General features: G+C 39.3%; 15 protein-coding genes. All 15 read left to right on the top strand.

What is annotated here, in order from left to right:
- Window positions 1-83: 83 nt before the first annotated feature.
- The 15 genes from BN6556_RS04875 (at window position 84) to BN6556_RS04810 (ending at window position 13,181) form a co-directional block, all read left to right on the top strand.
- Window positions 84-1,271 (top strand): CpaF family protein, encoded by a 1,188-nt coding sequence (locus BN6556_RS04875; protein WP_066188987.1) that lies wholly within the window; start codon window positions 84-86, stop codon window positions 1,269-1,271.
- Between the two features lie 18 nt (window positions 1,272-1,289).
- Window positions 1,290-2,219 (top strand): type II secretion system F family protein, encoded by a 930-nt coding sequence (locus tag BN6556_RS04870; RefSeq protein WP_078059930.1) that lies wholly within the window; start codon window positions 1,290-1,292, stop codon window positions 2,217-2,219.
- 15 nt (window positions 2,220-2,234) lie between these two features.
- Window positions 2,235-3,101, top strand: a complete 867-nt coding sequence (locus tag BN6556_RS04865) for a type II secretion system F family protein (protein ID WP_066187933.1) — start codon at window positions 2,235-2,237, stop codon at window positions 3,099-3,101.
- A gap of 23 nt (window positions 3,102-3,124) precedes the next feature.
- Window positions 3,125-3,298, top strand: a complete 174-nt coding sequence (locus BN6556_RS21500; RefSeq protein WP_078059929.1) for a Flp1 family type IVb pilin — start codon at window positions 3,125-3,127, stop codon at window positions 3,296-3,298.
- A 221-nt stretch (window positions 3,299-3,519) separates the two neighbouring features.
- Window positions 3,520-4,173 carry a DUF4352 domain-containing protein gene (locus tag BN6556_RS04860; protein WP_066187931.1) on the top strand — a complete coding sequence of 218 codons (654 nt, stop codon included), beginning with the start codon at window positions 3,520-3,522 and terminating at the stop codon, window positions 4,171-4,173.
- A 30-nt stretch (window positions 4,174-4,203) separates the two neighbouring features.
- Window positions 4,204-4,827 (top strand): TadE family protein, encoded by a 624-nt coding sequence (locus BN6556_RS04855; RefSeq protein ID WP_066187929.1) that lies wholly within the window; start codon window positions 4,204-4,206, stop codon window positions 4,825-4,827.
- Complete coding sequence (locus tag BN6556_RS04850; protein WP_066187927.1) at window positions 4,827-6,989, top strand: hypothetical protein; 2,163 nt, start codon at window positions 4,827-4,829, stop codon at window positions 6,987-6,989. The genes BN6556_RS04855 and BN6556_RS04850 overlap by 1 nt, the downstream gene beginning before the upstream one ends.
- An 18-nt stretch (window positions 6,990-7,007) precedes the next feature.
- A complete protein-coding gene (locus BN6556_RS04845) occupies window positions 7,008-7,601 on the top strand; it encodes a DUF4352 domain-containing protein (protein ID WP_066187925.1) in 594 nt (197 codons plus the stop codon).
- 77 nt (window positions 7,602-7,678) lie between these two features.
- A complete protein-coding gene (locus BN6556_RS04840; RefSeq protein WP_066187923.1) occupies window positions 7,679-8,065 on the top strand; it encodes a hypothetical protein in 387 nt (128 codons plus the stop codon).
- A gap of 25 nt (window positions 8,066-8,090) precedes the next feature.
- On the top strand, window positions 8,091-8,687 hold the full coding sequence (locus tag BN6556_RS04835) for a TadE/TadG family type IV pilus assembly protein (protein ID WP_066187922.1): 597 nt from the start codon (window positions 8,091-8,093) through the stop codon (window positions 8,685-8,687).
- Between the two features lie 17 nt (window positions 8,688-8,704).
- Entirely contained in the window at window positions 8,705-9,223 is a 519-nt protein-coding gene (locus tag BN6556_RS04830) for an A24 family peptidase (protein WP_078059928.1), read from the top strand.
- A gap of 166 nt (window positions 9,224-9,389) precedes the next feature.
- Complete coding sequence (locus BN6556_RS04825) at window positions 9,390-9,998, top strand: DUF4352 domain-containing protein (RefSeq protein ID WP_078059927.1); 609 nt, start codon at window positions 9,390-9,392, stop codon at window positions 9,996-9,998.
- A gap of 44 nt (window positions 9,999-10,042) precedes the next feature.
- Window positions 10,043-11,503 (top strand): DUF6382 domain-containing protein, encoded by a 1,461-nt coding sequence (locus tag BN6556_RS04820; protein WP_066187916.1) that lies wholly within the window; start codon window positions 10,043-10,045, stop codon window positions 11,501-11,503.
- Window positions 11,500-12,363 carry a PP2C family protein-serine/threonine phosphatase gene (locus tag BN6556_RS04815; protein WP_066187914.1) on the top strand — a complete coding sequence of 288 codons (864 nt, stop codon included), beginning with the start codon at window positions 11,500-11,502 and terminating at the stop codon, window positions 12,361-12,363. Before BN6556_RS04820 ends, BN6556_RS04815 begins: the two co-directional genes overlap by 4 nt.
- A 2-nt stretch (window positions 12,364-12,365) precedes the next feature.
- Window positions 12,366-13,181: a serine/threonine protein kinase gene (locus BN6556_RS04810; RefSeq protein ID WP_066187912.1), complete on the top strand. Its 816-nt coding sequence runs from the start codon at window positions 12,366-12,368 to the stop codon at window positions 13,179-13,181.
- Window positions 13,182-13,192 lie beyond the last annotated feature (11 nt).

Genomic DNA, 13,192 nt, shown 5'->3' with positions numbered 1-13,192 from the left:
CAGAAGAAGAAGAGGTATTGCCGCAAACGGAAGACGATATTACCAATCTATTGATTGAAAAACTGCGTGAAGTGCTGGATTTTATGCACTCCACTACCAATGAAGAATTGTTAGAGATGGTAGAAGAAACCGTCATTGAATATGCGAAAGAACATCAAATGACTTCGCAAATGATTAAGCGAATTGTCGATCGCATGTATCATGCTTTCCGTGGTCTAGGTGTACTCCAGCCAATCTTGGATGATCCCTCGATTACGGAGATTATGATCAATAATCATGAAGAGATTTTTATTGAACGAGCAGGACAAGTTTACGATGCTGGCGTCAAGTTTGAAAGCAGGCAGAAGCTGGAGGATACCATCCAAACGATCGTATCCAAGGTAAACCGGGTGGTTAACGAGGCAAGTCCAATCGTCGATGCTCGGTTAGAAGATGGTTCACGTGTTAACGTTGTGTTACCGCCTATCGCCTTAAAAGGACCGGCGATGACGATTCGTAAGTTCCCCGAACGACCGCTTATGATTGAAGATTTAATTAAATTTGGCGCCTTGGACGAAGAGGTCGCTTATTTCCTTCAGCAGCTGGTGGAAGCGAAGTTCAATATTTTTATTAGCGGAGGAACTGGTTCAGGAAAAACAACTTTCTTGAACGTACTATCGAATTTTATTCCAGAAGATGAGCGCTTGATCTCCATCGAGGACTCCGCCGAGTTACAGATTCAAAATATTCCGAACTTGGTCAGCTTGGAGACAAGGAATAAGAATACGGAAGGAAAAGGGGAGGTAAGCATTCGTGATTTGATCAAAGCTTCGTTACGGATGCGCCCATCACGAATAATCGTTGGGGAGGTACGTGGCGGTGAGGCGTTGGATATGCTTCAGGCGATGAACACGGGTCATGATGGTTCTTTATCAACAGGCCACGCCAACTCGATCAATGATATGTTAAGTCGTTTGGAAACAATGGTGCTTAGCGGTGCCGAATTACCGATTGACGTGATCCGTAAACAAATTAGTTCCGCCATCGACATTATGGTACACCTTTCCCGCTTTCGAGATCACTCTAGAAGGGTGGTGCAGGTTTCCGAAGTGTTGGGCATGGAGAATGGCGAGATTATCACCGCGCCTCTTTATCAGTTTGTGGAAGAAGGAGAAGACTACCGTGGTAAAATCATCGGTAAACTGAAGAAAACGGATCATCCGCTGCAAGCTGTCAACAAATTGAAGCTAGCTGGTAAGAATGAAGCAGCAGAACAGTTTACCAAATCGTAACCGAAAGTTGGTTGAAGCATGAATATAGAACAAATCATCGGATCGATTGTGATTGCCATTTTGTTAAGTGTGCTAGTTGGTCGTCGGGTGATCAAGCATAGGAAAGCAAAACAGCAAGAAAAAGAAATCGAGAAAAAAGAGGGAGAAATCAGAGAGAAAAGCATGACGGTTATCCGCAAACGAACCATTGGCGGAGAAGCTTTGGTTGATTATGCCATCTATGAGATGACCTTACAAGAGAAGGTGAAATATTCTTTGATTGCTGCCGCTGTTATCTTCGGTATCTCTTATCTCTTTTATGATAATTGGATCGTTTCCCTCATTGCGGCATGTTTTGGAATGATTTATCCAAAATTCAAGAAGAAAGATTTACGCAATAAACGGCAAGATGAGTTAAGTTTACAATTTAAAGAGGCCATTTCTTCCCTTGCCTCTTCCATGGCGGCCGGACAGTCGATTGAGAATGCCTTCCGCGATGTGTTAAAAGACCTGAAGCTGCTTTACCCAGATGAAAACACTTATATAATCAAGGAATTTCAGTTAATCAACCGGAGAATTGAGAATGGGGAGATTATCGAACGGGCATTAGATGATTTTGCCAAACGTTCCGATATCGATGATGTGAAAAATTTCTCCGACGTATTTATTACCTGTAAACGTACAGGTGGTGATTTGGTAGAGATTATCAAGCGAACCGCCGATATTATTTCCGATAAGATCGAGATTCAACAGGATATCAAGGTGCTGGTTTCACAAAAGAAATTCGAATCAAAAATTATGGCTATTGCGCCATTAGGGATTGTTGGTTTTCTCCGAACGTCATCACCAGACTTTGTAGCACCACTGTACGAATTTGGTTCACCAGGCCCCATCGTGATGACGGTTGTGTTGATTTGTGTTGGCTGTAGCTTATTGATTAGTCAGAAGATTATGGATATCAAGATTTAAGAGGGGAGGGGTTACATGGTAATAAGAATAACGATTCTGCTGCTGATTGTGATTATTCTATTGGTTGTTTGGAGGAATAAGAAAGTATATGAGTCATTCATCGATCAATATAAAGAAGATATCACCTTACCAATCATTGCTCCTCTTGCCTTTGCTATGATTGACAAGTTGAAATTATATAGACGCCTGCCAAAGTTAATTAATGCGATTCACCAGAAAATGATTATTTTACGAGGCAGTAAGCTATCGGGGGACTATACCAAGATCTATCTGGCAAAAATTATTACACTGCTTACCGTGATGCTACTATTTACCATGGTATTAGTGGAGGTGAGTGATGGCGGCAATATCAACCTTATTTACGGATTGATCTTAATGGTGGTAGTAAGTGTCTTTCTGGTTAAGGATTTAGATAAGAAGGTAAAGCAACGGAAAGATTCGATTATTATTGAACTACCGGAGTTTGTGAATAAGATTATTTTATTGGTAAATGCTGGGGAAACCGTACAAGGTGCGATGAAAAAGAGTGTTGATCAACAGAAGAACCGAGTGCTTGAATCCCCGTTGTATTTTGAGTTGAATGAGGCCGTCAATAAAATGACTGCCAATACATCCTTTCAAGAAGTGATGAAAGATTTGAATTATCGTTGTGGTATTCAGGAAGTGTCCATCTTTACCACAACCGTTATGATGAATTACCGCAAAGGTGGTTCGCTGCTTGTGCAGTCATTAAACGAATTATCTGTATCATTATGGGACAAACGGAAGACTGTTACCCGAATTAAAGGGGAGGAAGCTTCTTCTAAGTTAGTATTTCCTATCATCTTTATATTCGCAGCAGTACTTCTGGTTGTAATATATCCAGCCATAGCTTCATTTTAAAAAAATTAAAGGAGAGGTTTTATATGAATAACGTACAAACATTTTTTAAGAATTTCTGGAATGACGAGGAAGGGTTAGAGACGATCGAAATGTTATTGATTTTATCCGTACTTATCGCCATTGCGATTATGTTTAAAGGGAAAATTGAAGAATGGGTTAAAAGTTTATTTACCGATATTGATAACGAAATTTTGTAACTAGTTTGAATGGGAAAAGGCTAGCTAGAGAAATATGTTGATTGTTTATCTCTTTAGAAGGGATCGTCACTGATAACCCTTCTAAGGGGGACTTTCTGTTATGAAGCAAAACACACATTGGGACAAAAGTAAATGTTAATTGGTAAAAGTGAAAAGCAGGTTGTTATGTGAAAGAAAGAAGAGAGAGCTTACCTGTTTTTAGGAATAGGAAGGGACTGTCTATGATGAAAAAATGGAAACACTGGCTATTGCCGACAGTATTATTGTTAAGTTTAGGCCTGGCAGCTTGTTCTAATGGGGAACCTGAAGAAGAAGCAGAATCAACAGATACAGCACAAACCGACAATGAAACAACAGACGATAATATGGAACAAGAACCCGATGAGCCAGCAACGGGAGAAGATGAAGAAGAGACAAATAACGATGAACACATTGAACATCAGTTAGGATTAAGTATTGGGGATACGGCGACAGTAGTTAGTTCACCAGATGATTTGACATATGAAGTGACCATCAATGAAGTAAGTTATCGCGATGAATTAGAGAATGTTACATTATACGACGATACTTTTGTTTTGGTGGATGTAACAGTGGAAAATGTAGATGATAAAACCTTCGATGCTGCTGATATCTTTACACCAGCTATAGGGGAGTTAGATTCTGAAGAATATGTACCAGCCGTTGATTCAGAGTATCTACAAAATACTTCAGAAATTACAATGGTGGAAGGTGAATTAGCTCCTGGTGACTCTGTCGAAGGCACCTTTGTATTTGACGCGATGCAGGTAGAACAATACAATCTTGCATTTGGTCATGCAGGTGACCAGATTACCACCCGTGCAGAATGGGAATTTAATTCAGATGAAATACAGTAGAAGAAAGAATGCGATGAAGGAGCAGCTAACATGAGGTTATTTCTTAAAGAGGATAAGGGTAGTTTTACAATTGAAACTACTCTTGTCTTTCCCGGGCTTTTAATGTTCACCTTGGTTGGAGTGTTTTTTTGTATTATTATTTTTCAAATGGGAACAGCAGGCTACATGGCTCATAAGGTGTCAGGTGAGCTCGCTTACACATGGAATAGTACAAATAAAGATATTAAAACCGGAGATATAACTGTGCAGGAATATACAGGAATGCCAAGTGGGGACGGATTATACTGGAGAATAACTGATAATGATATTTTGGGTTTTTTTAATTTATCTGGCTTTACTGGTGATGATGTCGTAAATGAAAAAAAAAGAAAGGCAGATGTCTACCAAAATGCTATGTCACTAAAGGTGGATTACAATAATAACTTAATCTATAGTGAAGTTGAAGTCGAAGCAACGTCCAGTTTATTTATCCCTTCTTTTATAAAAACATTAATAGGTAGCGAGGTGCAAGCCTCATCCAGCCATGTGGTGACGGAAACGCCGGAATTAGTTAGAACAGCTAATTTTGCCAAGTATTTATGGAGTGAATTTGGTATCAGTGGAGCGTTGGGAGACGCAGTCGATTCTATAACTAGCTTTTTTGGTGGTGAATAATGGTGAAAAAGAAAATAAAACGGCTTTTTTTTAAAGATAATGGTTCCGTTTCGGTTTACGCCATTATGATCATCTTGCCAATCTTTTTGTTAAATGCGCTATTAATTGATACATTACGAATTCTTAGTGCAGAGCGTCAAATAGATAGTGCAATGGAAACAGCTTTACGCTCTACGATGTCGCAATTTAGTTCGGATTTGGCAGGTGTAGGATTGTTTGCATATGATGGTGAGGCAGCTGGCGATAGTTTTGATTCTTACATGAATAATCAGTTTTATTCAAGTGGTGAATTAAGCGGAACTCAGAATCTATCAAGACCAACATTGACAAGTGTAAATGCAAACTTTGATAATTCAAGGAATCTAGTGGATTATGATGTGTTTAGACACCAAGTAGTAGAAAGTATGAAATATCAGGCACCAGTGCAGGTAGGAAAAGATCTTTTTGATTTGTTGACGGGAAATGATGTATCGGTAGAAGAAGTGGAAGAAGCAGAAGAGCTAGTCGAAAATTACGAAGAGATACTAGATTTGATGAAAAAGCGGAATCGTGAAATTGATAAGGCGATTACCCAATTAAATCAATATAAGAAAATAGTTAAGGAAGACATTGAAAATGATATTATTGGCAGTCAGGTAACCGGAGATACGGATCCGATACCTGATGGAGTTAGAACGTTTCGTCAACTTGTTTTTTATCATGACAGATATCAAGAATTAAAAGATAAACAGGAAGATGAAGAGGAAGAATTAAGTTCTGATGAAGAAGATGAAATGGAGCACTATGAAGAAGGAATGGAGGCAGACATCTATCAGGATGCTGCAAAAAGCCTGTTTGATTTAGAAACTTATCATCGTGACATACCTAAATCTTTAATAGGTGCTAACGGAAGTATGAACAATCCAGAAAGTGGAACAGCGAAGGATTATAATGATCAAATCAATGAGTTGATGAATGGTAGTGAGTTACTGGAGGAACTAGAAGAATTCACTTTAACTGATGAATTCTTTACAGAGATCCTAGACAATTCGGATACCATTTATGAAGCGGTGCGTATTGATCAATCCTTAGGTGATAATCCTGATCCGGGAAACGCACAAGCATTTACGGTTGGTCAATTATTTCCGTTATTCTATATTGCCATTAATCAAGATACAAAATCAAACGCTGAGTTGGTTATTCAATCGTTAGTTAGTAAATTAAATAATTTAAAAGAAAATCAAGTCGAGAAAATTGAAACTCAGATGGACAAATATGACAGAATCAAGAGATCGTTAGAAAGTGTTGATACAAAAGAGGAAGAAGAGCGGGCAGATACTAGCTTTGGCGAACTATGGGCACAGTTGAATAGTTTGAATGATATTAAGGGTCAAATTGAGGGGGATAATGCCCTGTATCAAGAATTGGACCAAATTATAGCAGAATATAATGGAACAACCGGGAATGCAGGTGACACAGAGGAACCAAGTCGTTTACAGTTCATAAAAGATGCCTTTGATCGCTTTAAAGAATTTATTGAATTTATGCAAGGCTTTCCGAATTCTGTCCGTAATGAATTGTATGTTAATGAATATATAATGGCTAATTACGGTAGTAAAGCTCCTTATGAATTAACCAGTGCAGAATCTTATGCATTTTCCACAAAAAAAGCAGAATATATTACTTATGGATACAATGTAGCGGGCATGAATTATTTTATGTTCCTCAAAGATATAGCATTGATTTTATTTGTGGGTAATTTAATTGGTCAAGGTTTACAGGGAGGTTTTGCTGGTCCATTAGGCTTTTTTAAAGCTATAGCAGGTGCATTGATTACAACGGGAAGTGATTTAATCAATTTAACTAGCGATGGTAGTATTCAATGGAATCCGCTTAAAGCTTTTGGAGGAAAAGGTATCCCAGCAAATATGCCAATGTTTTTGAGAATACTAATGGCTATGAAATCTACTGGTGAGACGTATAATAACGAAAAAACAAGAAGGTTGCAAGCCGTTATTACCAAAGAAACAGGTGTTAATTTAAATGATAGACCATCCTATATCGAAGGAAATGTTGAAGCCGAGCTTAAGCTTTGGTTTATTCCACAATTAGCAGAAGTATTGCCTGGTAGTGTGGAAGGTAATTACTATAAATTTGAAAAACGAAGAGTATATACTTACTAAGACTAGGAGGCATTGAAAGTGAAAAAAATATTAATATTACTATTTGCGGGATTGCTATTAGCAGCATGCAGTGATGGTGGAGAAGCAACAGAAGATACAGGAGAAGAGAATACAAATTCTACTACAGAAAATGATACAGAAACAGATTCTGAAACTTCAGGGGAAGAAGACCAAGATCAGAAACAAGTATACCAAATAGGAGAAACAGCTACTATTACTAGTGATATGTATGAATTCGACTATGAAGTAACAGTGAACGATTTTAATCTAACGAAAGAAGTCGATGGTAATACGATTGAAGATTATATAACTGGTGCTAGAGAACAAGATGTATTTGCTGTTGTAGACGTTACGATTAAAAATATTAGTGATGAAAGCTACGTACCTAATCAAATGTTCTCAGCAAACCTTTCTGCCATTGATGAAGATGGAGGAGATACTTCTTATGATGAACTTTTTCCTGAAGGAGAGGAAGAATTAGCTCCCGGTGATGAAGTGAATGGGCATGTAGTTTATACAACAACCACAGATTATGCTGATACTTTCTTATTAAAATATGAATTCATGTCAGACCAAGAAACCCATTTTGAACTTCCAAACCCTGGGAATTAAGGATATTCTTTGCGAAGAGAAACCTTATCTCTTCGCTATACTCTTTATTACTATCTTGATCCAAGGAGTGTTTTATATTGAAAAAGATATGGCTAGCAGCAAGCATCATTATCTTTGCATTGTCTGCTTGTGGCAGTAGTGATTCGGAGTCTGGAGGCGAGGCAGAGCCTCAAATGCATATAGAAGACCTAGACAAGGATAAGGCCAAAGAAGCGATTGTAGCAGAAGCAGTGAATATGAATTCTCAGGGTGAAGAATATCAAGCAGAAGATATTGTTAATATAGAAGTGTGTGAGGCATTACAGATTGATCATAAAAATGATGGGTTCACCGGAAAGTTTATTAGCTTTTGGGAGACAAGTGATGGGGATCATCAACAGCACTTCCTCCTTAATGATCAATATGAAGTAGAACGAATAGCGAACTATGATAGGATTGAGGATCGTTGTGTTCAAATAGACTAACAATAATCAAAAAAGGGAGGAGTTAATGTTGAAGTTTCTTAAAAAGGATAACGGAAGTATCACTGTAGAAGCGACATTGATTATCCCTATCTTCCTTGCATTCATTTTGGCGTTAACCACCTTTGTGAAAATTTCTATAGCAGAAATGGCTTTGCAAGACGCTGTAGATGAGACTGCTCAAGCAGTTGGACATTATTCCTATCTAGCTATGCTTGCACAAGGCCAAATTCAAGATCAGACCGATGGATTTGTTGATTCTTTGACAGAAGGTGCTGCTGGTAAGCTAGGAAATAACGAGGTTGCTGAAGCTATCTTAGATAAATTAGGGGAAATTGGCAAAGATGTTATTCCTACATCAGGGGACGCCTTAAACCATTTTTCCAATGACATGTATCAAGGAATCGTTCAGCGTAAATATGAGGAAAATGTGTATAGTACGAATTTTTTTAGTCCAGATACGGTTACCGTAACCAATTCATCTTTCCCACACGGAACATCTGGTGAGGCAGCGGATGTGAAGATTGAAGCAGAGAACTCGATGAAAATGGTGATCCCTTTCATGGAGAAAGATATCAAGATTAAGAAAGTAGTAGTAGAAAGGGGCTGGGTTGGAAATGGATAAGGAAGGTGGCTACAACATTGCAAGGACATTTTATCATCTTAATTATTTTCCTTCTGGTAGTAGCATATTTTGATATAACCAAACACCGCATCCCAAACTGGTTGAATGTTTCTGGGGTGCTTGTAGGTATTTTATATCATGTGTTTGTAAATCAGATTGACGGTTTTCTGCAGTCCATTTTCGCTGTATTAGCAGGGGGGGGCATCATGCTGGTTCTCTATATTTTTAAGGCGATCGGTGCCGGAGACGTTAAGCTTTTTGCTGCTATTGGAGCGATAACTGGGGTATTATTCACGCTTTATGCGATCATGTACTCCATTATTTTTGCTGGTATCATAGGACTTTTTATATTGCTATTTACTAAAACAATATTTATCAATTTACTATTAGCTTTCTTACATATTAAGGAGAGTATTCAAAAGAGATCACTAACCCCGTTGGATGAATTTAAACAAAATGTGTCGAATCGATTTCCGTTTATATATGCCGTCATTCCCGGTGTAATTACTGCTTTTTATTATATGTTTGTTGCTTAAAAATAGAAGGCTATTAATAGGTGAAGGGAAGGGTATTGTTTATGGACTAAATTAGCGACTGACAGACAACAGCACCCTTGAGATGTATAGGTAAGTGATTTTTCTAAGGAAATAATTCATTAAAAATGTCTTTGATAGAATCAGAGAATCCATTGTTAAAAAGTATATGAGAAAGACAATAGTCACACTTATTTTATTACTAGTAACAGGACTGTATTTAGTAGCTTGTTCAAGTGATGATTCTGAGAAACAAACGAATTCACCAGGGTCTATGACTCAGCAAGAAGAGGAAACACATACAGTTGATACGAATGAGGGAGAAACAGATACTGTGGAAACAAATGAAGAGGATAAAGCTTTTGAAGAGGTAGAAGACAGCATTGATGAATATGTAGAGCACCAGACCGGTATTCAAATCAGAGAGACGGGTACAGAGGAAGTAGATGGGCTTTCCTTAGAAGATATTAATTTTCCTGCTGAGGATGGAGGACGATTCTTAGTAGCTAATGTAACGATTAAAAATACGGGAGATAGTCCCATTACACCGAAAGAGCAGTTATCGGCACAATTATATGATGAAGATACCTCCTTGTTAATGTCGGAAGATCAAACATTTCCCGAACGGGAGGAAGAATTAGCGCCTGGAGATGAAATAACTGGAAATTTAGTATACACCGACAGTATTTTTCAAGATTACGATTTACTCTACTTAACGTTTGAAGCAGAAGCAATCGACGATGAAACAAGATTTGAAATACCGATACCAAGTGAATAGCTAATTCGTACTGCCAAACAGCAAATAAAAAGGAGGAACACCACGTGTCAAACCCATTGGATACATACCATATAGATCATTTGGAAGCAAATGGCGGCTATATGAAGCTGCAGCCATCAGGAGACAAAGGGTTTACGACAAATGATTTTCAAGATTTGCAATTGAAAATGATTCAGTCGAATAACATTCCCAGATTGCTCCCGATTAGTTTAGAAGAAGTAAACGGGGAAACATCCATCTTTTATAAAACAGAAGGTTTACGCAAGCTGCGTCCTTTTGCGAAAGAACGCCCCTTATCGATGCAAAATTATTATTCGCTATTTATTAATATTATTCAGGCGCTCCAAGATTCCAATAATCATATGTTGAGTGACGATCATTTTATTCTGGATGAGGATTATATTTTTATTGGCAATGGCTATCATCAAGTCTACTTAACCTATGTCCCATTGAAAGAAGTGCCGAATAACCAAACCGTTCATGAAGGGTTGAAAAAACTATTACTCAACTTAGCTAGTGAAGTGCAGGGGTTGAATGGGGCACAATTTAAGATGTTATTAAGCTACATTAAAGACCCAGGCTTTAGTCTTCATGGCATTAAACAATTACTCAGCCAGTTGCAGCGGCAAACTCAGTATGGGGAAGAAGAAGAACAAGAGGAACAGGAAGAAACCCAACAGCCAAAAGAAATCACCAAAATCAAGAAAGTACGTAAGCTGCCACCATTAACAAGTAAAAATAAGACGTACTCCATTTTAATGGGTGTCATTATACTAGCCATGATTTGGAAGTTGTATAGTGATGGACCTACTTCCTTTTGGTTAATCGTGTCGTCGATCCTATCGCTGATCGTTATCGCAGGTGTCTTGGTTTATTGGTTTGTCTGGAGACCAGGTGTCGAACCAACCATTACCGAAAAAGAGGTCAAGGTGAAGAATAAGCAGGCGAAACAATTAACAACACCGAAGAGTAAACCAGCAAGTGAAACCAAACAACAGGAAGCAGCCGATTCATTCCAAGCGGCTCAGACCATGCCCGCGATGGAAGGACAACAGCCAGCACCAGAAATGCCAGCCAGTCCATCCTTTACACCGGAACCAGCATTTCCATTCGAGACACCCGATGAAGAGGAGATACCATCGAACGACCAAACGATGTTATTAGATGAAGAAAAAGTCGCCCCGAAACCGAATAAGAAAGCAGTGGTTAATTATCTAACGGTGGATCGCGATGGCATTGAGGAAGAAATCCAATTAGATAAAGACAGCTTTACCATCGGCCGAGCGGAGAAAGGTACCGATTTTGTTGAAAAAGGAGTCGGCATTTCTCGTTTGCACGTTGAGTTCGTCAAATTGTCGGACACGTATGGCATCAAGGACCTCGGTGCAAAAAATGGTACCTATGTGAATGCAGAGAAGATCATTCCTTATAAAATCCATGAACTGTCCGATCAAGATACGATTCAAATTGGCAAAACGGTCTACACGTACAGGGTGACAGAATGACGAATACAGAGATGAAAGCGCACGTTCAGCAGGGTAAATTTAGTTTCAGGCCAAGCACAGACCGACCGAATCAAGATTCGATCGGCGTCTCGAGCGAAAACTTATCAACTGGCCAAGCGGTCCATCTTTTTGTGATAGCAGATGGGATGGGCGGTCATGAGCTTGGTGATGCAGCCAGCTATTTCGCCGTTGATTACGTATTAAAATGGTGGCGCAGTATGGTATGGATGAATGAGAAACCGGCTGACTTTTTGCCGGCATGTAAAGCACAAATCATTGACCTGTTTGCTGAAATTAATACACAACTGATGGAGATCGGCCGACGGGAACAGAAAGATATTGGCACTACCTTAAGCGTATTGATGGTTGTCGATGATCAGTATTTTATTTGTCATATCGGTGATACACGTATTTATCGTTATCGCGCGCAAATTACCGATTTGGAAGAACCAAATGGAGATACGATTGACTTGAATAAGGAAAAAAGGTTCGTGCAGTTGTCGGTCGACCATTCCTTCGCTTCGATGCAGGTGGAGAAAGGGCTGATGACAACCGAGGAGGCTAAGTCTCACGATAAGGCCCATTATTTAACACAGTGTATGGGGATTAAAGGGGATGTAAAGCCTTATACGGCATCAGGTACCTTCACGAATGTGGATTACTTTTTGTTATGTACAGATGGGTTCCATGGCTTGTTTACCGAAGAAGAGCTGAGTCAGCAATGGACGGCCCAGCTGGAAAAGAAGCAAACACTAGAAGCCATCACGGATCATTTCTATCACGTGGCGAAGGACGACAAACATCCGACAGATGATGTATCTATTCTAACCGTCCATATGGAGACTAGAACGGAGGGGTAGCAATGTGGAAAAAGCAGGAGCTTATCCAAGACAAATATGAGATCCTTGAGTACCTAACATCAGGTGGTACCTCCCTTCTCTACCATGTGAAGACACCAGGTGGAAAGCAGGCATTATTAAAGGTTGTCAAAAGTCCAGATACCCTATTTAATCAACAGATTGATAATGAAGCTGCCACGCTGGCGGCCATCGATCACCCCAGCATTCCTAAGCTATTTGATAAATTCATCGTGCATAACCATTACAAGGCGATAGTGATCGAGAAGTTTGCAGCAAAAAGCCTGTCCGACTTGATGGAGGAGGAAGGAAGAACCTTTACCTGGCAGGAAATTAGTGAGATTGCGCGACAACTCGCGGGGATTATTCGCGTTTTTCATGATCATGATCCAGCTCTGGTGATCCGTGATATGAAACCATCTAATATTTTGCTTGGCGAGGATAATACCGTTTATGTGGTTGATTTCGGTATTACCGCTCCCGTTGATGCTGTTGGACAGGTGAGGGCATTAGGCACGATTGGTTATGCCGCACCGGAGCAATTCGAGGATGGTGTCGTCGATTTACGCTCAGACTTATTTTCACTTGGTGCCGTCCTTTTTTACCTGACAAGCAATGGAGAGAATATTTATACAAGTGATCATGAAACGATTTTGAGGGAAAGACTGCCCAAACATTTTGCCCAGATGATTATGAAATTAACTAATACCAATCCCGATAAGCGCTATCCGAATATAGCGAAGGTAATGCAGGCCACAGCAAAGGTCAACCGTTCCTATACCGAGCGAATGAAGGCATTTATCCATGCTTATCAAGGATAATTAATTTACGG

The sequence above is a fragment of the Gracilibacillus timonensis genome, from assembly GCF_900086715.1.
Taxonomy (GTDB): Bacteria; Bacillota; Bacilli; order Bacillales; family Amphibacillaceae; genus Gracilibacillus; species Gracilibacillus timonensis.
The sequence above is the reverse complement of the archived record's forward strand: the minus strand, read 5'-3'. Positions and strand labels throughout refer to the sequence as shown.

Coding starts and splice junctions, on each gene's coding strand:
- BN6556_RS04875 (WP_066188987.1), top strand. CDS start 84: ATGCACTCCACTACCAATGAAGAATTGTTAGAGATGGTAGAAGAAACC.
- BN6556_RS04870 (WP_078059930.1), top strand. CDS start 1,290: ATGAATATAGAACAAATCATCGGATCGATTGTGATTGCCATTTTGTTA.
- BN6556_RS04865 (WP_066187933.1), top strand. CDS start 2,235: ATGGTAATAAGAATAACGATTCTGCTGCTGATTGTGATTATTCTATTG.
- BN6556_RS21500 (WP_078059929.1), top strand. CDS start 3,125: ATGAATAACGTACAAACATTTTTTAAGAATTTCTGGAATGACGAGGAA.
- BN6556_RS04860 (WP_066187931.1), top strand. CDS start 3,520: ATGATGAAAAAATGGAAACACTGGCTATTGCCGACAGTATTATTGTTA.
- BN6556_RS04855 (WP_066187929.1), top strand. CDS start 4,204: ATGAGGTTATTTCTTAAAGAGGATAAGGGTAGTTTTACAATTGAAACT.
- BN6556_RS04850 (WP_066187927.1), top strand. CDS start 4,827: ATGGTGAAAAAGAAAATAAAACGGCTTTTTTTTAAAGATAATGGTTCC.
- BN6556_RS04835 (WP_066187922.1), top strand. CDS start 8,091: ATGTTGAAGTTTCTTAAAAAGGATAACGGAAGTATCACTGTAGAAGCG.
- BN6556_RS04825 (WP_078059927.1), top strand. CDS start 9,390: ATGAGAAAGACAATAGTCACACTTATTTTATTACTAGTAACAGGACTG.
- BN6556_RS04815 (WP_066187914.1), top strand. CDS start 11,500: ATGACGAATACAGAGATGAAAGCGCACGTTCAGCAGGGTAAATTTAGT.
- BN6556_RS04810 (WP_066187912.1), top strand. CDS start 12,366: ATGTGGAAAAAGCAGGAGCTTATCCAAGACAAATATGAGATCCTTGAG.